This is a genomic window from Mesorhizobium ciceri biovar biserrulae WSM1271 (genome assembly GCF_000185905.1).
GTDB lineage: Bacteria > Pseudomonadota > Alphaproteobacteria > Rhizobiales > Rhizobiaceae > Mesorhizobium > Mesorhizobium ciceri.
In genome coordinates this window covers 6,117,028-6,137,775 of the sequence record NC_014923.1, presented here as the reverse complement: position 1 = coordinate 6,137,775, position 20,748 = coordinate 6,117,028, and the positions used below count along the sequence as shown (strand labels likewise).

Genomic DNA, 20,748 nt, shown 5'->3' with positions numbered 1-20,748 from the left:
GTGGATAGACCCCAAACACCTGCATCATTCCCGACATGCGCTTGCACGAATCCCTAGAGTAAAAACGCAGGGGAATCGGGTGGATGTCGAGCAAGTCGAGTCATTGCGTGGTGTTGTTCACACTGCTGGCTGTTGCCAGTTGCACCTCCGCGCCGGGCAAGGACTTTTTCACAGAAACCATCGACAGCCTGCACGCCAAGAACTCGCCCTTGCGGGCGGGCTACACCGGACCCGGTGCCGTCACGTCGACCGCCGGCCAGGCGCAGCGCTTCAACGGCACGCAGTATCAGGGCTCGGGCCAGTTCGTCTCCTCCGGCGCGCCGGTCACCAAGGTGACGACAGATGGTTCGGGCCAATTCGAGCTCAATCTGATCAATGCGCCGATCACCGAGGCGGCCAAGGCGGTGCTCGGCGATGCCCTGCACCTCAACTACATCGTCGACCCGCGCGTGCAGGGCACGGTGACGCTGCAGACCTCGCAGCCGGTGTCGAAGGATGCGCTGGTCGACATCCTGCAATCGGCGCTTGCGGTCAACGGCGCCGGCATCACCAACCGCGCCGGCACCTACCAGGTCGTGCCACTTGCCGAGATCATGTCCAGCACCCCGCCGGTCAGCGTGCCCTCGGTTTCGCCGTCCGGACCCGGCGTCAAGGTGCAGGTGCTGCAGCTGCAATTCATCGCCGCCGACGAGATGAAGACCATTCTCGAACCGATCACCCGGCAGGGCTCGGTGCTGCGGGTCGATTCCACCCGCAACCTGATCACCGTCGCCGGCAACGACAGCGACCTCAATGCCATCCGCGAAGCGGTTTCGGTGTTCGACGTCGACTGGATGCGCGGCATGTCGGTGGCGCTGCACCCGCTGAAGACCTCCAAGCCGGAGGCGGTCGCCGCCGAGCTCGATTCGATCTTCGGCACCAAGGAAGGGCCGGGCGCCAAGCTCATCCAGTTCATCCCCAACGACAGGCTGAATTCGGTGCTGGTGATCACCTCGCGCCCAGCCTATCTCGCCCGCGCCGCTGCCTGGATCAACAAGCTCGATAAGCTCGCCGAAACCAGCGAGGATCAGCTTTTCGTCTACCAGATCCAGAACCGCCCGGCCAAGGAACTGGCCGCGGTGCTGAGTTCCGTCCTCGGCACCTCGGTCAAAACCGAGGGCGATTCAGGCGGCTCCAACGTGTCGCCCGACCAGACGCCCATCGCTATGCAGTCGGACGGCGTCACACCGGTGCCGATGACCGGTCCGTCGCCGTCGATGCCGATGGCGGACGGACAGCCGCCGGCGCATGCCACGGTCGTCGCCGATATCGAAAACAATGCGCTTTTGATCCAGACCACGGCGCGTGACTACGAACGCATCGAGCAGATCCTGAGCAAGGTCGACGTGCTGCCGACGCAGGTCATGCTGGAAGCCGTCATCGCCGAAGTCACGCTCAACGACGATTTGAAATACGGCCTGCGCTGGTTCTTCGAAAATGGCGGCATGAAGATCTCGGTGTCCGACGTGGCAAAGGGCGTTGCCGCGGCAGCGCTGCCTGGCTTCAACTGGAGCTACGCAACCGACAACATCCAGGTGACGCTGAATGCACTGTCCAGCATCACCGACGTCAATGTCATCTCGGCGCCGACCATCATGGCGCTGAACAACCAGAAAGCGGTGCTGCAGGTCGGCGACCAGGTGCCGATTGCGACACGGCAAGTGGTCGACCAGACACTCGGCAGCTCGCCGGTCGTCTCGGTCGAGATGAAGGACACCGGCGTCATCCTGACGGTGACGCCACGCATCAACAATGCCGGCAGGGTCATGCTCGACATCGAGCAGGAGGTCAGCAACGTGACCAAGACGACCAGCTCCGGCATCGATTCGCCGACCATCCAGCAGCGCAAGATCCAGACCCGCGTTCTGGTCAATGACGGCGAGAGCCTGGCGCTGGGCGGCCTCATCCAGTCGCGCAACAATGTCGACCGCACGCAAGTGCCCATCCTCGGCGATATCCCGATCATCGGCAACGCGTTCAAGCAGAAGACAGACAGCATCGGACGCACCGAACTGATCATCTTCATCAGGCCGCATGTCGTGCGCGACATCAACGAAGCCCGCGAAGTGACGGATGAATTCCGCGGCAAGATCAGCCTGCAGACGCCGATCCAGAAGCGGCGCGGCGGCACCAAGCTGCAACAGGACCTGAAGAGACTGGCGTATTGACGATGGCTGCGCACCCATCCCTCGTGTTGGCTGCGACGATCGCCCTGGCGGCTATTCTCTGCGCTATTTCGATCGCCGATTTCCGCCGGCAGGTCATCCCGGACGGGCTCAACCTGGCTCTCGCCGGCATCGGCCTTGCCTATCAGGTGGCGACCGACGCGAACGGGCTGCCGGTGCATATCCTGTTCGCCGCCGCGACCTTTGCGGCTGCTTGGGCGATCCGTCGCGGCCATTTCCTGATGACCGGCAGGATTGGCCTCGGCCTCGGCGATGTGAAGATGCTGGCCGCCGCGGCATGCTGGATCAGCCCGCTGCTGTTGCCGGTGCTGCTGTTCATCGCCAGCGCCAGCGCTCTGCTGTTCGTCGGCGGGCACGTGGTTGCGACAGGTCCGGCAGCGGCGAAGGCACGTGTCGCCTTCGGTCCGTTCATCGCCATCGGCCTCGGCTGCAGCTGGGCGCTGGAGCAATTTGCAGGTTTGGACATGGGACTGCCGTGATGATCACTCTGCGCCTCACCCCTGAAAAATCCGCCCGCCAACGCGACGATCGCGACAGCGGCTTCACGCTGGTCGAGCTTCTGGTCGTGCTCGCCATCATCGCCTTGATCGCGACGCTCGCCGCCCCTCAGGTGCTGCGCTATCTCGGCTCGGCCAGGACCAACGCTGCCAAGGCGCAGGTCCGCAACATCGAAAGCGCGCTCGAACTCTACTATGTCGACAATGCGAAATATCCGACCGCGGAGGAGGGGCTCTCGGCCCTGGTCACGGCGCCCACCGGCGAAGCGCGCTGGAACGGCCCCTATCTCAAGGGCACGACCGGTCTGAAGGATCCGTGGGGGAGGCCTTATGCCTACGAGGTGAAGGCCGACGCCAGCGGCGTGGTTATCCGTAGCCTTGGAAAAGACGGCAAGCCGGATGGAACCGGCGAAGACCAGGACGTCAGCAACTGACTTTTCTGCTCTAATTTTTTGTTTTAGCGCAATTCCGGACGAAAAACCGTTTCACACTTTTCCTGGAATTGCTCTATGGGCGCTGTGTTTCGGTCGTGCGCGGCAGCTGCTGGGCATTTGCCAGGTCGAGGCGGGCAAAACCTCTCGCCGAATAGGCGACACCATCGCGCAGGACCGAGACGGTGAACCGCACGGCGGCGGGCAGGCGCCGCGGCGCATTCCAGTTCGGCAACCACGATGAGGCTGTCGCCGAACCGTCGAGATATTCGAATCTTATAGCGCTTACGCCGCCGAGCAGCCGCACCGGTTCGCTCTGCGTCGACGTGCCGGCTCCGCCGCCGCGCCGCGTTTTCTGAACAATGGCCAGCGCACTTCCGCCAAGCGAAACGGCAATTTCGCGCAGCGCGGAGGATTTGAAGCCGATCGCCTGAACGGCGTTGAATTCGATCCGGGCAGCATCGCCGTTGAGATAGAGCACCTGGTCCGGCGACGACTTCGACAATGGCAATGGCTCGGCGTGGCTGATCGCCGTTTCCAGAAACCGTGATGCGGCATCGACCTCCATCTGGAACTCGGTTGCCTTTTCGATGCGCACCATCGTCCGGGCCTGACCGAGGAAGACCATCATCAGCGATGTGATCACGCCGATCATGGCCAGTCCGACCAGCACGTCGATCAGCGCAAATCCGTCGGTCGATGTCGGTGGCTGCGGTTTGCCTGAAAGCCGTCCCGGCGGGCGGATGGTGGCGAGCTTCGAGCGAGCGCGGACGAACAGGCCGCTCATGGAGCACCCGGCTCGCGCACCGGCACGAAGGTCAGAAACGGCCCGCCTCGAAACGCACCTGTCTTCTCGATGAGAACGGCGGTCACCTTGGCCTTCGACATTTCTATCGTGCGGGTCTTCAGGGTCCAGCCGGATGGCGCCGTGGTTTGCACACGGGCTTCGTAGTCTGCCAGCATCACGCGCACGGTCCTGGCGGCTTCGACCTGGCGCTTGGCAGCCGTGATGCTGCGGGACGCCAGCACGATCGACTGGCTGGCGATGCCAAGCACCAGCGCCAGGATCGTCATGGCGACGATCATCTCCAGGATCGAAAATCCGTCTTCGGGGGAAGGCTGCGGCGATGGCGCTGTCATGGCAGTGCGCGCCAGGTTGAAAGCCCGGTCAGCCAGTTGACCGCGATGCGCGCGGTCCTCCCTTTTCGCTCGAGGGCAATGTCCATGCCCGAAGCGCTGCCATCGGGAAGGAAGGTCAGGACCGTCTGACGGTCGGCAATGACGGTCTCCTGGCCGGTGGTCACGGTCATCTTGACATCGTCCGGCAAAGTGAGCGTGTCGCGCTCGCCAAAACGAAAGGCGCGGGCGCCGAGATCGACGACGACCTGCTTCGGCCTGGCGGCGGCGATCGCCGATGTGCGCGACAGGCGCAGCCGCATGGTGATCTCGCCGGCCAGCGTCTCCAGGTCCTTGGTGCGATAGTTGCTGACCAGCCCCGGTGCGGCGATGGCCGCGACGAGGGCCATGATCGCCAGCACGACCAGCATTTCGACCAGGGTAAATCCGGCCGTTGCTGGTGCCGGTGCGCCGGCTCTCGGCGCGGCTGTCATTGCAGCGCCAGATCGTTGATGCTGAGGATCGTCGTCATCACCGAAATGACCAGGCTGCCGACGAGAAACCCGAGCGAAATCGTCAGCGCCGGGGTCAGCAGCTTCAGCACCGTGTCGATGCGCCGCGTCAGTGTCAGCTGGAGCATTTTGGCCGCCCGATCCAGGACCACGGGAAGGGCGTTGGCCTCTTCGCCGAGGGAGACCAGCGACATCGTCGCGTGATCGAAAATTCCCGCCTTGACGATCGCGCCATGCAGGCGGGCGCCATTGGCAACGGTTTCTTCGATTGCTGCAAAGCTCGCCGCCAGTGAACTCTGCCTGGAAACGTTGGCGGCCAGGCCAAGCGCTTCGGTCATCGTCACGCCATTGCCGAGCAGCAGCGCAAGCGTTTCCAGATAGCGCGCGATCACGGCATCCCTGACCAGCGCGCCGATCAGCGGGATCTTCAACAGCCAATGCGAGAGCCGTTTCCTGACGCCGGTGGACCGCGACAGAAAAAGCCACGCAAGCAAGCCGAGGACCGCTGCCAGCGGGAAGACGAACGGATAGTCGCGGAACACAGTGCCGAATGCCGACAGCACGGTCATGGTGAACGGCTTGGGGGCGGATGAACCTTCGAAGATCGGTTCCAGCGCCGGCACCAGGACCGTCGCCAGAATGACCAGCGCTCCGCTCATGACCAGCAGCAGGAAGGCGGGATAGGCCAGGGCCTCGATGATGGCCGCACGGCGCTTGGCCGTGGCCTCATATGTGTCGGCCAGCCGCTGGCATATATAGGCCATCTTGCCGCTGCGCTCGCCGCTGGCGAGCAGAGCGGCGACGTCGGAGGTGATGCCCCGCAGGCCGGCAAATGCTTCGGCGATTGGCCGGCCGCCGGTCGTCAGATCGAGCACCGATTGCAGTTGCTGACGCCGTTGACCGTTGGCTTCGCCCGAAATCACCGCGCCTAGGGCGCGGTCGACGGTGAAGCCGGCGTTCAGAAGCACCGAAAGCTCGGAAAACAGACGGCTCAGATCGACTTTCCGGGTGAACGTCAGCGCGCTGCGTCCCGGCAGGCGAAGCTGCTGCTTGTCGCCGGTCACGGGCGCAAGATGATAGGAACGGCGGCCCTGCTGCGCCAGTTTGCGGGCCGCTTCCTGCTTGGTCGACGCATCGAGAACGCCGGTCTCGGTGCTGCCGTCGACCAGATAGGCGCGATAGGCAAAGGCCGGCATCAGCCGCCTCCCGAGAGATCGATGACACGCCGGACTTCGTCCATCGTGGTGACCTGCGACCGGGCAAGGGCGGTTGCGTGCACCGATATCGGCACGAGGCCGTCCTCGGCGGCAATTTTCCCGATCTCCATTTCGCCGGCGCCCTGGTCGATGAGCTCGGCGATGCGCGGCGACACTTGCAGCATTTCGTAGGTCACCGTGCGCCCGCTGTAGCCAGAGCCATTGCAGGTGCGGCAGGCCGGACCGGTCTGGTCCGCGCCGTGGCAGGTCGGGCAGATGCGCCGCAACAGCCTTTGTGCAATGACGCCCCGGATCGTGGCGCCGAGCAGATAGCCGTCGATGCCCATGTCGCGAAGCCGCGTCAGCGCGCCCGCGGCACTGTTGGTGTGAAGGGTCGAAAACACCAGATGTCCGGTTAGGGCCGCCTGGACCGCGACCTGCGCCGTCTCGCGATCGCGAATTTCACCGAGCAGGATGATGTCGGGATCTTGCCGTAGGATCGAACGCAGCGCGGCGGCAAAGTCGAGGTCGATCGCCGGATTGACCTGCAGCTGGGTGATGCCGGCCATTCGGTACTCGACCGGGTCCTCGACGGTGAAGATCTTGACGTCCGGCCGCGAGCGCTCGGCGAGGATGGAATAGAGCGTCGTCGTCTTGCCGCTGCCGGTCGGCCCGGTGATCAGCACGATGCCGTTGGCGGCTTGCGACATGGAGCGGATCTTGGCCTGCGCAGCGTCGTCGAAACCCAGTTTCTCCAAATTCAATTCGACGCCGGCGCGGTCGAGAATTCGAAGTACGATGGCTTCGCCGTGAATCGACGGAATGACCGAGACACGCAGGTCGACATCGCGGCCGCGCACGGCGATGCGCATGCGCCCATCCTGCGGCAGGCGCCGTTCGGCAATGTTGAGCCGCGACAGGATCTTGATGCGGGTGGAGATGCCGGACAGCATTGCGATCGAGGAGGTGTCGACGGTCGACAGCATGCCGTCATGCCTGAAGCGGATGCGGACGTGATCCTCGAGCGGCTCGATGTGGATGTCGGTGGCTCTTGCATCGACCGCCTTATGGATCGTCTCCGCGACGAAGCGGACGATCGGCGCCTCGCGGGCAAAATCCTTCAGCCGTTCGAGGTCGTCGGGACCGAAATCCAGGATTTCGCCACCGCCACCGCCATTTGAAACGGCGGCCAGCGCCGATTGCTCGATGCGGTCTATGCATTCAGTGATCACACGCCTTGGCAGGATGCGCAGGGCCAGTGTCCGCTCATAGTGAAAGGCGAGCGCGTCGATGGTTGCCGAAGAGAACGGATCGGCCACGGCGACAACCAGCCGCTCGGCATCCATCTGCAGTGGCAGGATGGCGTTTTCCCTGAGATAGACCAGCGGCACGCCTGCCAGCATTTCGGGGCTGACCTGTTCGGGAATCTCGACCCGCGTCGGTGCCTGGAGGTAGCGGCTGAGACTGTTGGCAAGCTCCTGCTCACCGATCAGCCCGAGTTCGGTCATCACCGTATCGAAGGGATGTCCTGACGTTCGCGATGCTCCCAAAGCGCGTTGGGCCGCGTGTGCGGTCAGCACCTTCTCGCCTTCGAGAAAGGCCAGGAACGTCTCGATCCCCTGAGGCGGGACGGGAGCGTTCATGAGCTCCACTCCTGCAGGAGCTGTGCGGCCTCGGTGCCGAAAAGCACCCCGCAGCCGGCACTGCCGACGACTGCCGGCAATGTGCCCGCGTCACGCGCCGGGCTTCGCGAGACGCGCCAGAACGCCGTGTCGCTGACCGGAGGTTTCTCGATGATAAACCCGGCTTCGCCCGTGATGCCGGATCCGTCGCGTCTGACGACCACGTCGACCGTGTAGGCCGATGCCTCGGCCGCCTGAACGATCGCTGCGCTGGAGCCGGTGGCAAGAGCAGCGCGAAGACGGCTCGGCGCACGATCGGCGCTGATCGTGCCGCGCTTCGAGTTGACCGTGAAGGCGGCATGGAGGGACTGCAGGGACAATGACGCAAGTGCCGAGAATTCCTGCAGCTCAGACACCGATTCGAATGGCGCCTGCTTGTCCTCAGGCGGCCCGACGGCGCTTCTGGGTCGGGGTTGGACGGCGAACAGCTTGGCGTTATCGCGAAAGCGGACCGTAGCCTCGGCCAGCGCCTGCGACGCCTGCGGCTCGAAGCCGAGCGACGCAAAGCCGAGTGCCAGCAAATGGTCGTCGGCGGCATTGAGATCGATCAGCCCGCCATGATCCTGGACGCGCACATCGAAGCTGAACGCACCCGACCGGCACGCTGCCGGCGTGGAATCCAACGCAAATGTCTTTGTTCCCGTGCCACCGGTCAATTGGCTCGCAACCACATTGCCCAGGCCCTCGGCAAGCAGCGACAGGCGCTCCTGCTCGACCTCGTTGTTGGCGATCATCAGCCGCGTCTTCGCCGTCACGGCAAAGGGAACGACGATCGCCGAGACGATCAGCATGAACACCAGCACGGCGACCAGCGAAAAACCGCTGCTTGCACTTTCGTCGCCTGCGCTTGCCCTGTCATGAGAAGTGCGGCCGCTCATAATTCCGGGACCGGCGGTGGTGGAGGGGGCGGTGGTGGTGGCGGGAGGTTCTTCCATGGCGGATAAAGCAGGATGCGCGCCACCTTGCCGTCCCGCTCGAGCACGGCCTGATCCTTGTCGATCGCCGACACCTTCCAGCCATCGACGGTCTCGCCATTGCCATACCAGACAGCCGCGTCGCTGCCAGCGACGCGCAGCAGCGCCTTTGCCGCTCCGCCGTTTCTGCTGATGCCCAGCAGCGATGGTGCAGCGGCCGGTGCGGCTTCGGGCGGTGGCGTCGGCTGCTCGGCCGGTGCGACGGCAACCTCCACCGGCTGCGGCGCTGCCGGCGGCGGAACGATTTTCCGGCGGGTCGGCGTGAACAGCGGACGCTGGAACGTCTCGCTGAAATCGCCGGCCTCGGGAAACTGCAGCGATCCCGCCGCTGATGCCAATGCGCCGTCACGGCCTTTCCCGGAGGCGATGGGCGTGATGTCGACCGGCGTGTTGTAGAGCGCGACATTGACCAGGACGAGCCCCGCCATCATAGCCGCAATCGCCAGGCCGGCGATTTTCCGGGTCATGGCTTGACCCCACTGGCCGCCGGCGCGGCTTGCGTTTGCAGCGGGCCGTAAAGCAGGATCTCGGCAAAGATCTCGGGGTCGCCGCTGCGCCCGGCAGCCGGTCCGACATCGGTCGTGCGCACCGTGGCTTCGCGAATGAACAGCACCGGAAGCGAGGTTTCGATAGCCAGGACGGCGTTGTGAATGCCCTCCAGCGGCCCCGAAAGATTGGCCCGCAAACCGATGAAATCCACGCCGGCTTCAGTGAGCACCGGCGCATTGCCGGCCGAAAGCACGTTCACGCCATTGGCGACTGCGATTGCGTTCAGCCGCTTCTGCAGCCCGCCGCGAATGATGGCTTCGCTCTCGCCGGTGAGAAATTCGGGATTTGCCGCTGTCACCTGACTGGCGGTGCTGTCGAGGCGCTTGGCCAGTGCAGCCACGCTCTGCAACTGACCGAGAAGCTCGCGCTTTTCCTCGATCCCGGCTTGCGCCGAGGCGACGCTGTCGAGTGCCGCGAACACCACCCACGCCAAGACAACGGCCGTCACGGCTGCAAGGGCCAGCGCAATCAGGCGGCGGACCAGCGGCCTTGTGTTGAGGATGGCGGAGAGCACCGTCAGAGCGCTCCGATCTTGGCTGAAATGGTGAAGTGTTCACCCTCTTGACCGGGAACCTTGACCACCGGGGCTGCGAATTCGGGAGCGGAAAACAGTGGTGAGGCGTCGAGCGGCTGGATCAGTTCGGCTGCCGAGGCGGAAAAGCCAGTGATGGTCAGGTCGTCGCCCTTGGCCGAAAGATCAGTCAGCCATGTCGTGTCGGGCAGCAGGTGCGTCAGCTCGGCCCAGACGCGCACCAGCGAGGCCGTGGTCTTCTTTTCCTGACGGATTTTCTCGATCTGATCGATGCCGGCCCGACGCTTCTGCAGCGAGGTGCGCGCTGCCTTGGCCAGCACCTGCGCATCGGCGATCTGCGCGTCCAGTTCGGCACCCGCCTGCCAGCTGCGCCAGTGCGCATGGGCGAAGGTGACGAGCACTGCCCCGGCCAGCATAGAACAGGCCGTTACCCAGACGGTTCTGCCGCGCCGGTCGCGCGCGCTCGGCGGCCAGATGGCGGCGAGGCTGAGCGGATCGGCGCGCAACGTGTTTTCGGGCTGCGACAGCGACAGGCATCGCACCGAGCCACCGGCCCGGCGGACGGCGTCCAGCACGGCGGCTAGCGTCTTCACCTTGACGACGTGGTAGGAGCTGTCCTGGTCAATGGGCTTGCCGAAGACGACATGCACCTGCGCCGGATCGATCGGCGTCGAGGCCAGAAGATCAAGCTCGGCCATGTCGCGGGCCTGCCGAAGCGGGAGCCGCCTGGGGGCGAGTTGCCGGGGCAGGAACAGGCCGGGCTGAACCAGGATATCGAAGGTCGGCCGCTTGCGCCGAGACCCGCCTTGAAGAAGCGCCAGAATCTCGTCCGAGGACGCCGTGAGCGCCAACGGAATCGACTGAAACTCCGGTGCATTGGCCTCGCGCACGCGGATGCCGTCATCCGCCAGGGTGACGATCCAGTCGGCGGTGGAAGCTTGCTGCTTGGTGGGAACAACCCGCGTCCAGACCCCTCGCAACTCATCGAGCCACCAGTCGAAAAAATCCAGAACCTGCGCGTTGAGTGTCGCCACAACCAACCACCCGCCACCACAGCTGATTCTCGCCGAGGTTTTCAAGGTGAGACTACTACAGATGGTGGTGTGATGCGGATATTTGCAAAGCCGCTGGAGGCTGATTAGTCACAGCTTTTGCTGGTTGGTTTGGTATCAGGCACCATGCACAGATGCCGACATCGGCGGTGTGGCAATGCTCGACCAGCAGGTTTTTGTAGAGCGCATAGTCTTGCGGCGTGAAAAACACCTACCGCGCTGGGTCACGTGGTGCGGCAGACCGGAACGACAATGCGGGCAAGGCGAGCCATGCTGGCAGTCGACACGCAATGAAGGCCGGACGAACGCGAAAAAAGTGCGCTGTCACCGTAATCACACTGTAATCAATTATCCGCATCAGTTAATTCAAGCCTTTATCTAACGACTTTAAAAACCCTTCTACCAAGTCCTGAGTGATGGGTCCATTCAGCGCGGAACTAGCAAGCGTAAAAATGACATCCGAAATCCAAGACTCGCTTTCGTCTTCATAGCGAATATCTTCCCTCAATTCGATTGCGTCCGCCCACTCCTCAAGCTCTTCAGCTCTAAGCTTTCCATCCAAATATCGAATTAAAATATTCGATACATCACTCCGGCTAAGTACATAAGGATCTCCGTTATATTCCCACTCAAATTCGCTGAGCCTTTCAATGAATACGGATGGGGAGCCATTCTCGAGCATTACAAGTCTCTTCACCGCGTCCATGCGCCGCTGGTTATCAGGTCTATTACTCACTGGTTGGAGCCTCCAGCTTTTTTGTCTGCGCTCCATCGGAGCCGGATTTAGCTTTTTCAGCGTCTGACATTTCTGCGAGTTTGTCTTTGGTTGATCGAACACTTTCTTACTAAATTTAGACGTTTTGCCATCACGCGACACGACCTTGTGGTAAGTCGCGTAGGGTGGTGGCGAAGCTCGAGGATTTTTTCGCGCGCGCTCCGTCGGGTCCATAAGCGAGGTTGACAGTGTTGGAGGCGAGCGTGACCGTCTTCAGCCGGTTGGCCTCGTCCCAGGCGAGCGTGCGGCTGCCGTCTGAGGTTAGGTTGCCATTGGCATCATAGGCCATGGCATTGGGGCCGACACTTGTTGGCGCATGCGGACGCGCGGCTGTCGCTGCCGGATATGTGTAGGTGCCCGCGACACGCGTCCGCGAGGTCATGTTGTCGTTGGCGGCATAGACGAAGGCTTCGCTGAGCGCGGTGTTGCCCAGATTGGTGCTTGCCGTCAGTCGGTCGGCATTGTCGTAGCCATAGGTCCAACTGTCGGCAGCGGTGAGCCCCGTGGTGCCGGTGATGCGGCCGACGCTGTCGCGCGCATCCGCGTGACATACTCCTCGGCGACCAAGGCGAAGGTGGTGCGTGCTTCCGTGATGGCGGCAGTCTTCTCCTCTTTGCGTTTGGTGGAGGGGTTGATGCCGGCGATCAACAGCCTCTTGGCGTCGTCGCGCTTTCCTCTCGCGTCGAGAAGTGACACCAGCGGGTATTTTCCAAAGGAGAGGATATTCCTTCTCAGGTATCGGTACCGCAGTTGCCAGAGTTTGGAGCCGTTGTTCCGGACGAGATTAAGCCCGTCGCCATCAGCAAGACGATACGGCTTGTCTTTGGGCTTAGCGTTCTTGCAGGCGAAGTCGGAGAGAGACATGCAGGCTCCAACCACTCCAAAACCCCTTCGGGCCAAAAGTGTTACCCATGTCTCCGGTATAAACCGTAACCTATGTGTCCGGAACGGACCAACGGGAAAATGGTGCCCAGAGGCGGAATCCAAGCAGAGAAAATAGCACTTGGTTTCTCAATCGCCTAGCTATGAAGCAGCAGCAGCGCTGACCAACATAAATACCAACAAAATATTTCTGTGGATTGGTTCGGTTCCCGAACATTGCCTTTCGGTCCGACGCCACCGGACCTTAGATGCAGTCGAGCATCGCAGCGACTTATCACCTATCCATCGACAATCAGGTCACATGTATTTGCCATGCGATGTTGCAACTTGGACAGAGTGTCCCCTGCGGACAACATTCTGAACGACTGCTTCGCCCCTCATCGCAGCCATTAAAGTGAGGCTGTTGGTCACCTGGACGCGGACACGTAGACCAAATTCGGCAATGGACGGCTCTTACCTGGGATGTCGAAGTGCCTAACGCCTCACTCGAGCCGTACTTTCCCTGACGATCAACCTGATCGCCAACTCGCGTTGCGATGGTGATGGTGATCGGCAGCAATTCGGCCCATGTCGCGTGCCGCGCTGGATTCTGTTGCTGGGCCACAGACCCGATCGACAACTCGGAGTATGACCGTTTTCTGTTCGACTACCATCAATCACGGGCGAACTGCCAACCGCGTGCTCGAACTGTTTGAACGCCACGGTCGCGTGACCAATCGTTTCTCGGTGCTAAGCACGGACCACCTTAATCAGATACACGCGGCGTTTTCGCCCGAGGACCTGATGGGGTCGAATTCATCCTGCAGGGGGAGGGCCGATCGCAAAGGCTTTCACCGGGCGCCCACGCGCGGAGAAGGGCGTCCGGCAAAGATGCCGCAATCGCCGTGCCGGAGGGCTGTCCCACTATCGCCTGTGTTTCTGGCCTTCTGGTAAATATGCGGCAGGGACGTTTACAACTGGTGACGCCGGTACCGGGTAACGAACGCTGGCCTCTCGGGTACCGAATAATGTCTCAACGTGTCTTCAGCACGCCCGACGAGTTCCGGGAGGGTCTCGATAGCATCGTCGACGAGAATATGCTCGAAAACCCGCCTCCCAACCGGCCAATTCGCTTCCGCGGAGACCTGCAACACGAGGCGGGGGACCACTGCTTCCATCTCCGCTCACGGAACCTTGAGCATCGAGTGCTCGACGGGGTGGTTCCGATTCCCATTGGTCATCTAATCGCGAGCGGGAACTGTACAGCCTCGGAGCTGATTATGGGGGTCACGGATGCAGCGAGGTCCTTGCCGTCGCCGACCTGCTCGATCAGCTATACGCGGCTGGGGTGATCGAAGAGGATCTCGACGACATTTCGCTTGGCAGAACGGGATGACGGGCGCGGGCCGCAGGCCGCGAGCTTTTTTTGTCGCAACGCCGCTGCCCTGCGTTCCACTCCGATAGAGCGGGCTATCGCGGCCGGTCCTCGACCAAATCGTGGTGCTCGCCGACGGCTTCGCCAATGACAATGGCGCCAAGCTTAGCGGACCACTCTATGCCGTGGGTTGGCATTGAAGTATTGGCAAGCCAAGCCGGCGTGGCGTTTCCCCTCGCAGATCATCTGGTCGCACCGTCGGGTTGCGCTGTCAGTCATGGTTATCGTGCGCGATGCCGTCCGGCGACAGGGGCAGACTATCTGCCAGGCCTTGCCGCTCGCTGAGCAACGCGGCGTGATGCGCAATTTGCGCGGCCTTTGGGATGTGCGTCGCTTTCCATGCCGCCGAATTTGGCTTCCAATTGTAGATCGTCGCTTCGGAGATCCCATGCTTGCGAGCCGGTCCAGCATGTCCGATCTATCCACATTACGAATGTAACCCGTTTCGACGTTGACGCTTCAGAACTTTGGATCTTCATTGCAGGACACGCTCCAATCGGCGCATTCGATGTTGAACGAAGGTCCATTTGCCGCTCGCAAAACTTACATCATCTCACTCGGGCTCAGTCAAAGTGGAAACAGCGTTCGGCTAAGCCGGAAACCGTCACATTTGATTTAACATCTTCTTCGGTCAAAGGAGCAGCCATGGCTACCGTGAAAGTCGATATCGATAACTTCCAGTCGGAAGTTCTGGAATCCGCAGCACCCGTCGTCGTCGATTTCTGGGCCGAATGGTGCGATCCCTGCAAGATGATTGCTCCGAGCCTCGAGGAAATCTCCGTCGAGATGGAAGGCAAGATCAAGGTCGCCAAGCTTAACATCGATGAAAACCCGGAACTCGCCGCCCAATTGGGCGTGCGCTCCATTCCGACGCTTGCGATCTTCAAGGGCGGCGAAGTGGCCGATTTCTCGGTCGGCGCCAAACCGAAGACAGCTCTTTTGAACTGGATTTCGAACGCTGCCTGATCGAGATCGCTCAAATGAAGGAACCGTAGATCCACCCCGTGGGGTCATAGTGATTTACTGGCATTTTGTACAGCGCTCAGCCCTTTGTGCTTCCGCTTTATGTCGGAAGAACGAGTGGTGAGGAAGCTTTTCACTGGGGCGTTGTCGAGGCAGTTGCCGCCGCGTGAATGCCGCAGCTTTCAAGCATGCCGTTGCAGGTTCGCGTGACCGCACTCAACCAATGACGCCCTGTTGTTGACAGGCTTAGGCGATGCGTTTTGCTGGATCGGAGAGGGAATATGGGCAGCACCGGAGAGTTAGTCGGACAAGCAGGGCGTCCTGATAGCGAAGAAGGCCCGCACCGCGTCTCCGACGCAATGTCGGACCAGCAGAAGACGCGCGAAGAGACGCTTGCCAGCGCCGGCGTGGTGGTTGCCCGCGACGGCAATCTCGACGGATTTTCGGATTCAGAGTTGGCCAATTTGGTGAACGGCTTCAGCAGATGGCCGGACCAGCAGGAGACGCGCGAAGCGACGCTTGCCATCGCCGGCGCGGTGGTTGCCCGCGATGGCAATCTCGACGGATTCTCGGATTCAGAGTTGGCCAATCTGGTGAACGGCTTCAGCAGATGGCCGGACCAGCAGGAGACGCGCGAAGCGACGCTTGCCATCGCCGGCGCGGTGGTTGCCCGCGACGGCAATTTCGACGGATTCTCGGGCCAAGAATTGGCCAATCTGGTGAACGGTTTCGGCAAGTGGCCGGAAGAAGAAAAAGCACGCAAGGCGATCGTTGCCATCGCCAGCGAGCTCGGTTCCAAGGGCCGTCGCTTCAGTGCTTTCGGCACGCCTGCACTAGTCAGGATCGCCAATGGCCTGTCGCGGGGTATCGAGGCGGGAGAGACCGCCGGCGAGGTCGCCGAACCGGCCTTGCTGAAGGACCGGCTGCATCAGCTGGCGCACTACCTGCAATATGCCGAGGATCGGCTCCAGCAGGCCGATGTCCATGCCGTCGCGAGTATATTCAAGGCGTTGGGCAAGGCGCAGTTGATGGATGATCTCGGTATGCTGGCACAGCCGGGGCTGGACAGGCTCGAGGTGTTACGTGCCGCTCCCGGGTTTAAGCTCGACAACAACCTCGAGACGATGGGCAATCTTTGCAGCTCCCTGCTGCCACTAGCTCGCAGCCCGAAGCCGGCGTTGCGCTGGCACCGCAAGTCGGCGCTGAACCTGCTCAACGCCATCCAGCCCGTGGTGGAACACAAGATCGATGCCTATCTCAAAGCAGGCCAGGCCGAGCGTACCAGCGGCGCCAATGCAAGCCGCAGCCCGGCGCTTTCGATCCATCAGGTGCTCAAGACCCGGGCGGTGCTGGAGACGCTCTACCGGCGGCCCTATGTCGACGGCGACGAGCTCGCATTGCGGGCCAGGCAGGAAGAGCTGCATGGCAAGACTAGGCAGATACTGAAGAGCGCCCGCACCCTCATCGACGCCGACCTTTCCTACAAGAGCTGGAACGTGATCGCCCATATCGAGGCGAAGGAACCGCTCGAAGCGCTCGACACCTTCATGGCGCAGAACGCATCGATGATCCAGGCCCAGCATGCAGCCGCCAGCTTCGATGTTCATCGGGTGCTTCAGGCCATGGATCAAGACCCGAGACCGCCGCAAGGCGATGCCGGACTAATGCGGCTGCCGGTGGTCGACATGCAAGGCCAGCCGCTGCCCAGCGAAGCCGAGTTGCGCTATTCCATTTTCCATCGCTTGACCTCGGGCGCGGTGAAGGTGGTGGCGGTGCAGCTAAAGGGAACTCCGACTGGCGCCATGTTGACACGCACGGTGGCCGTGGAGGGCGTGCCCTACCGCATGGACCTGTTCGGCGGCAGCAAACTGAAGCCGCCGCAAAGGAGCCTTAACCAGCTTGCCTCTGACCTGCCCTTCACGGCCGCAGAGGCCCCAAGCGGCAAGCTTTTGGCGATCCCCTATGCCGAGACGGCTCCGGGTACGGCCTTTGAGCAGCTGTCGCGGGCCTGGGCGCCGTTCAAGGAAGCCTATTACTATACCCAGCGCCGCGGATTTGCCGCGCCGCCGGGCGTCCCCGACGTTGGCCCGCATGATTATGCGCTGGAAGGGTGCTTCAAGCTGTCCCTTCTGCCCGACCGCCCCGCAGGCGCGGTGCATCCCTTCCGGTTCGAGGGGCGAGACGGCGAGATCGCCTTGCGGCCGCATGACGGCTGCGGCTTCATCAGGGCGTCGCTGGCCGAGCGCATGCCGTCCGTTGCCCGGGCTCGCCACGACGCTCCCGAGCGGATGCCTGCCTTTGCCGATAAAAGGCAATCGGCGGTACCGCCCACGGCGCTGCAACATTATCCGCGCAGCGTCGAGGTGGCACAGGAGACCCGCGAGAAGGCTCTGGCATGGCTCGAAACCCATCAAAGCCTCACCACCGAGGAGCTGTTTCGGACGGTCACGGGCGGGCATATCGAGGGTTCGAGCGCTATCGCCGTGCCGTCCAGTGACGAATGCCTGTATGTGCCGACGGGCAAGAGCAAGACCTTGACCCGTGACGCTGGCGTACTTGTCGGACGCTCCCCCTATGACAAGCCCAACCTGCGCCCGTTCGCCGCCGAGCGGGTCAGGTCGGCGCGCGATGGCGACCGCACCGCGGCGTTCCTGGATCGGTGCGTGGCCTTCCAATACAGCTTCAACGTCGCGCACAGGTCGGGGGCTAGGCTTGCCGCCGACGATCCGACCTTCTTTGCCAAAGGCGTCTTGATCGTTGTGCCCGACGAAATGTGGCCGGCGGACTTCGCCGACCGCGGGATTGTGATGTCTGCCGAGGACGTAAAGTGCCATTCGCGCTGGCTGGAGGAAAAGGACCGGGTCAAGACCGACACCGCGCTCGAGTGCGTCGGCATCCTGCAGGCGACGGAGGTGTTCGCGCCCGGCTCTTTGGTTGCGGTTCCGACCGCCCAACAAAAAATGCTCGACGGCGATTTTGATGGCGACGCCGTCATCATCATCGGCGACCAGCCTCGCCTTTACGAGCATGTGCGCCAGTTCGACGCGCAGCTGCAGGCGCGCGGCATCGCCTCGATGAAGCCGCCGAAGTCGCACACGCCGGCCATTGAGAAAGGCGGCTACCAGTTCAGCCGGTCCAAGCAGATCCTGTCGGCCACCGGGCTGGTGCTGGAGACCTACAGCTGCCTGCAGCGCAACGTGCTGGCGCAGCCGCTGGAGGCGCAACGCTGGTTTGCTGAGCGTGCCATCTTCGGCACCTACGAGGGCATTCATCAAGAGCTCAAGGCCGACATCCGTGCATTGTTGCAGGAAGATCGGCCGAATGGCCAGACCCTCCATGAGCTGATCGCCAGGGCGGGGGAAGACAGCAAGGCCGCCCGGCATCCGGTGGCCTGCGAACTGGCCGCGTTGCTAGTGGCCGAGCTCCAGGACTGGAACCTGCAGCTCAATAGCGAGCCGGCTCATGAGCATTCGGACGTCAAGCAGAAGTTTGCGCGATCCGTGGCCTCAACCGGCGCGAAGCCTGCCGTCAGCGCCGAGGCCGCCGCGCTCTTCCCGAAACTCAGCGAATCCTATCCGGCAACCGCTGATGCCAGGAAACGCATCGACTTCCTGCTCAACCGCTATCAGGCGCGCATTGATCCGCGGCCCGACGGCTACAACCCGGTCGATCTGCATGAAAGCGCGATCAATCTGTTGAGCGTCGGCATCAAGGTCGGCACGGACGCCTACAAGTCCGAAACCGGTGCGCGAGTGTTCATGCAAAAAACCACCGAATTGCAGCGGCTCATAGAGCAGAGGCCGGGCTTCAAGTCGGCGCCCTATGTCAAGTCGCAGGCGGCAAAGCTCCACCAGGGCCGGTTCGACGTCGATGGCAGCCTGGCGGATCTGAAGGACAACCCCACGCTGGCGGCCTCGGTCATGGAGGCCTCGATCAGACTCGCCGTCGAAAACCGAATACTGCCCAGCGCCTTAGCAATTCCGGCCTACGACGACCCCGCCAGCAGGATAGCGCTGAACAGCGAACAGGCCCTGGAGCGCGCCAGGCTCGAAGCCGCCCTCGCCGAAGCGCAAGAAAGCGCGATTACCGAAACTGTGCATGCGGTTGCCGAGCTTTTGCGGCAGGACGGCATCGAGGTGAAGGTGCCGCATCTTGATCAACGGTCGCGTGGGCAGATCTGGACAGCCAACGAGTTGACCGGCCAGGGCGTGAGCGCGGCGCCGGAGGCCCAACTGGTCACCAGTGCAGTGCGCCATGTCTTTGAGATCCCGGACGAGGCTTTTACGCGCGCCTTCAGGAAGGCGGCACTGGCCTTCGAGGAGCGTGACTGCAACGAGGTCGAGACCACCAACTGGTTCATCAGGATGGACACGCAGGGGTTACGCGGCGTTCACACGGCGTTCACAACCGCACAGAACTATCGCTTCGAGGTCGAGTTCCATACGCCGGCCAGTTACCGGGCCGAGCTCGCGCAGCGCGCGCAGAGCGAATGCGAGCTGGTCCCCATTCCCCGTGGTGCCTGGGACATATTACACTGGGGCTCGTCAGGAGAAAGCAGGTCGAGGGCGGCAGGGACCTCCAGGTCGCCCATCGTCGCAAGACAACAGAGTGCGGTCATTCTCTCGCCGCATGCCGGCAAGATCCTCGCGGCCCTCGGTACGAGGCCGGTCGTGCTCGTCGGCATGCCGGCGAGCGGCAAGTCGAGCATCGGCCCCCGCCTTGCCAGGGAGCTGGGGGTGGAGTTTGTCGACATCGATAAGCTTATCATCAAAGGGCACGGCGATATTAAGGATATATTCGAGCGCAGTGGCGAGCCTTACTTCAGGGAGCTGGAGACTAGAGAGCTCGCCGAGCAGCTGAAGAAAGGCCCCATGGTCATCGCAACCGGCGGCGGCGGCTTTGTCAAGCAGCCCAATCGAGACCTGATCCGCGAGAAGGCGGTGTCAATCTGGCTCAACACCGATCTGGATGAGATAGGCAGGCGCCTCCACCTGCAGCAGCGCTCCACGGGCGACACCGGCCGGCCGCTGCTGCAAGGCCCCGACATAAAGCAGCAGCTCGAAAACATGTTAGAAAAGCGCGGGCCAGACTACCAACAGGCCGATATCAAGGTGGTCCCGACCTTTAGAAAAGACAAGAAGAACGCCGGCATTTGCGTGGAGGCGCTCCACGATTTTCTGTGCAGCAGGGAGAGAGAAGCCGCCCTGACGCCCGCTACCGAGATGTCACATGTCTCCGGTGCTTCCGGCACCGCCATCAGCATGCCCCCAACAGCGCAGCGCATGCACGATGATCGTCCCAACCGCTATGATTGCGGGGGCGGCGTCGTGGAAACCATCCAGGCGCCGGCGGCACCAATGACTCAAGGTGAACTGCCGCCTCCCGACACCCTCACCGCCGAGCCGCAGCCTTTGCTGGCCGGCAATAACGCACGAGCGGATTTAGCATCTTCCATGAGAAGCAGAGAACGCTCAAGTCGATGACAACAAGCTTTAGGCGAGAATCAGGTCCTTTCGCAGGTTTGGTGCAGGGGGCGGGTTCGCGCCGAATGCTAACAAAAGTGGGAATCGCATGCATAAAGTCGTCAGAAGCCTCTGGCCGAGTCGATCCGGTCCTAGATGACACAGGAGGATTCGCTGACCGTCCAATGGCCCGCCCTTCACAGCAGTGATGCGGCGAGCAGGCTTCGTTCGCGGTCTGGCAAGGTCTCGAGACGACCGGCTGCTTGTGCTTGGGATCGAGGTCATGGCCGAGGGCGTGGAGACAGAGGCAGCCGACAAATTCTGCACAAGCTTGGCTGCAGAACCGCTCAGGGCTTCCTATTCTCAGCGGGGGTCCCTCTGCCCCAATCACTTGAATTTGCAGTAAAGGAGCACGCGAAAGAGTTGTGACCGGTACCAGCTGTTGCTGACTGCATCAAGAAGAGCGTCAAAGGACGAGATGGGTGC

Annotated in this window: 17 protein-coding genes; 5 read left to right on the top strand and 12 right to left on the bottom strand. The window is 62.3% G+C overall.

The window, feature by feature from the left end:
* Positions 1-83: 83 nt before the first annotated feature.
* From gspD to gspG, 3 genes are read left to right on the top strand one after another with little or no spacing between them, the layout of a single operon-like run.
* On the top strand, positions 84-2,207 hold the full coding sequence (gspD, locus tag MESCI_RS29590; RefSeq protein ID WP_013533584.1) for a type II secretion system secretin GspD: 2,124 nt from the start codon (positions 84-86) through the stop codon (positions 2,205-2,207).
* A gap of 2 nt (positions 2,208-2,209) precedes the next feature.
* Positions 2,210-2,704 (top strand): prepilin peptidase, encoded by a 495-nt coding sequence (locus tag MESCI_RS29585; protein ID WP_013533583.1) that lies wholly within the window; start codon positions 2,210-2,212, stop codon positions 2,702-2,704.
* Entirely contained in the window at positions 2,704-3,156 is a 453-nt protein-coding gene (gene gspG, locus MESCI_RS29580; protein ID WP_013533582.1) for a type II secretion system major pseudopilin GspG, read from the top strand. Before MESCI_RS29585 ends, gspG begins: the two co-directional genes overlap by 1 nt.
* A 73-nt stretch (positions 3,157-3,229) precedes the next feature.
* Here gspG and MESCI_RS29575 read toward each other — a convergent pair whose 3' ends face one another.
* From MESCI_RS29575 to MESCI_RS29520, 12 genes are all read right to left on the bottom strand, one after another.
* Positions 3,230-3,940: a PulJ/GspJ family protein gene (locus MESCI_RS29575; RefSeq protein ID WP_013533581.1), complete on the bottom strand. Its 711-nt coding sequence runs from the start codon at positions 3,938-3,940 to the stop codon at positions 3,230-3,232.
* Positions 3,937-4,293, bottom strand: coding sequence for a PulJ/GspJ family protein (locus MESCI_RS29570; protein WP_013533580.1), 357 nt, complete (start codon positions 4,291-4,293; stop codon positions 3,937-3,939). Before MESCI_RS29570 ends, MESCI_RS29575 begins: the two co-directional genes overlap by 4 nt.
* On the bottom strand, positions 4,290-4,763 hold the full coding sequence (locus tag MESCI_RS29565) for a prepilin-type N-terminal cleavage/methylation domain-containing protein (protein ID WP_013533579.1): 474 nt from the start codon (positions 4,761-4,763) through the stop codon (positions 4,290-4,292). Before MESCI_RS29565 ends, MESCI_RS29570 begins: the two co-directional genes overlap by 4 nt.
* Entirely contained in the window at positions 4,760-5,977 is a 1,218-nt protein-coding gene (locus MESCI_RS29560) for a type II secretion system F family protein (protein ID WP_013533578.1), read from the bottom strand. Before MESCI_RS29560 ends, MESCI_RS29565 begins: the two co-directional genes overlap by 4 nt.
* Complete coding sequence (locus MESCI_RS29555; RefSeq protein ID WP_013533577.1) at positions 5,977-7,620, bottom strand: GspE/PulE family protein; 1,644 nt, start codon at positions 7,618-7,620, stop codon at positions 5,977-5,979. Before MESCI_RS29555 ends, MESCI_RS29560 begins: the two co-directional genes overlap by 1 nt.
* Positions 7,617-8,537, bottom strand: coding sequence for a hypothetical protein (locus MESCI_RS29550; protein WP_013533576.1), 921 nt, complete (start codon positions 8,535-8,537; stop codon positions 7,617-7,619). Before MESCI_RS29550 ends, MESCI_RS29555 begins: the two co-directional genes overlap by 4 nt.
* Positions 8,534-9,100, bottom strand: coding sequence for a hypothetical protein (locus MESCI_RS29545; RefSeq protein WP_013533575.1), 567 nt, complete (start codon positions 9,098-9,100; stop codon positions 8,534-8,536). Before MESCI_RS29545 ends, MESCI_RS29550 begins: the two co-directional genes overlap by 4 nt.
* On the bottom strand, positions 9,097-9,696 hold the full coding sequence (gene gspM, locus MESCI_RS29540; protein WP_013533574.1) for a type II secretion system protein GspM: 600 nt from the start codon (positions 9,694-9,696) through the stop codon (positions 9,097-9,099). The genes MESCI_RS29545 and gspM overlap by 4 nt, the downstream gene beginning before the upstream one ends.
* Before the next feature lie 2 nt (positions 9,697-9,698).
* Entirely contained in the window at positions 9,699-10,748 is a 1,050-nt protein-coding gene (locus tag MESCI_RS29535; RefSeq protein WP_013533573.1) for a PilN domain-containing protein, read from the bottom strand.
* A 379-nt stretch (positions 10,749-11,127) separates the two neighbouring features.
* A complete protein-coding gene (locus tag MESCI_RS29530; protein ID WP_164919980.1) occupies positions 11,128-11,448 on the bottom strand; it encodes a hypothetical protein in 321 nt (106 codons plus the stop codon).
* 184 nt (positions 11,449-11,632) lie between these two features.
* Positions 11,633-11,923: a hypothetical protein gene (locus MESCI_RS29525; RefSeq protein WP_164919979.1), complete on the bottom strand. Its 291-nt coding sequence runs from the start codon at positions 11,921-11,923 to the stop codon at positions 11,633-11,635.
* 65 nt (positions 11,924-11,988) lie between these two features.
* Complete coding sequence (locus MESCI_RS29520) at positions 11,989-12,405, bottom strand: integrase arm-type DNA-binding domain-containing protein (RefSeq protein ID WP_245268578.1); 417 nt, start codon at positions 12,403-12,405, stop codon at positions 11,989-11,991.
* Positions 12,406-14,482: 2,077 nt separating this feature from the next.
* On the opposite strand from MESCI_RS29520, the gene trxA reads away from it, so the two are divergent.
* Both trxA and MESCI_RS29505 read left to right on the top strand, forming a co-directional pair.
* Entirely contained in the window at positions 14,483-14,803 is a 321-nt protein-coding gene (gene trxA, locus MESCI_RS29510; protein WP_013533570.1) for a thioredoxin, read from the top strand.
* Between the two features lie 278 nt (positions 14,804-15,081).
* On the top strand, positions 15,082-20,283 hold the full coding sequence (locus MESCI_RS29505; RefSeq protein ID WP_013533569.1) for a shikimate kinase: 5,202 nt from the start codon (positions 15,082-15,084) through the stop codon (positions 20,281-20,283).
* Positions 20,284-20,748: the final 465 nt, after the last annotated feature.

Coding starts and splice junctions, on each gene's coding strand:
- gspD (WP_013533584.1), top strand. CDS start 84: ATGTCGAGCAAGTCGAGTCATTGCGTGGTGTTGTTCACACTGCTGGCT.
- MESCI_RS29585 (WP_013533583.1), top strand. CDS start 2,210: ATGGCTGCGCACCCATCCCTCGTGTTGGCTGCGACGATCGCCCTGGCG.
- gspG (WP_013533582.1), top strand. CDS start 2,704: ATGATCACTCTGCGCCTCACCCCTGAAAAATCCGCCCGCCAACGCGAC.
- MESCI_RS29575 (WP_013533581.1), bottom strand. CDS start 3,940: ATGAGCGGCCTGTTCGTCCGCGCTCGCTCGAAGCTCGCCACCATCCGC.
- MESCI_RS29570 (WP_013533580.1), bottom strand. CDS start 4,293: ATGACAGCGCCATCGCCGCAGCCTTCCCCCGAAGACGGATTTTCGATC.
- MESCI_RS29565 (WP_013533579.1), bottom strand. CDS start 4,763: ATGACAGCCGCGCCGAGAGCCGGCGCACCGGCACCAGCAACGGCCGGA.
- MESCI_RS29560 (WP_013533578.1), bottom strand. CDS start 5,977: ATGCCGGCCTTTGCCTATCGCGCCTATCTGGTCGACGGCAGCACCGAG.
- MESCI_RS29555 (WP_013533577.1), bottom strand. CDS start 7,620: ATGAACGCTCCCGTCCCGCCTCAGGGGATCGAGACGTTCCTGGCCTTT.
- MESCI_RS29550 (WP_013533576.1), bottom strand. CDS start 8,537: ATGAGCGGCCGCACTTCTCATGACAGGGCAAGCGCAGGCGACGAAAGT.
- MESCI_RS29545 (WP_013533575.1), bottom strand. CDS start 9,100: ATGACCCGGAAAATCGCCGGCCTGGCGATTGCGGCTATGATGGCGGGG.
- MESCI_RS29530 (WP_164919980.1), bottom strand. CDS start 11,448: ATGCTCGAGAATGGCTCCCCATCCGTATTCATTGAAAGGCTCAGCGAA.
- MESCI_RS29525 (WP_164919979.1), bottom strand. CDS start 11,923: ATGACCTCGCGGACGCGTGTCGCGGGCACCTACACATATCCGGCAGCG.
- MESCI_RS29520 (WP_245268578.1), bottom strand. CDS start 12,405: ATGTCTCTCTCCGACTTCGCCTGCAAGAACGCTAAGCCCAAAGACAAG.
- trxA (WP_013533570.1), top strand. CDS start 14,483: ATGGCTACCGTGAAAGTCGATATCGATAACTTCCAGTCGGAAGTTCTG.
- MESCI_RS29505 (WP_013533569.1), top strand. CDS start 15,082: ATGGGCAGCACCGGAGAGTTAGTCGGACAAGCAGGGCGTCCTGATAGC.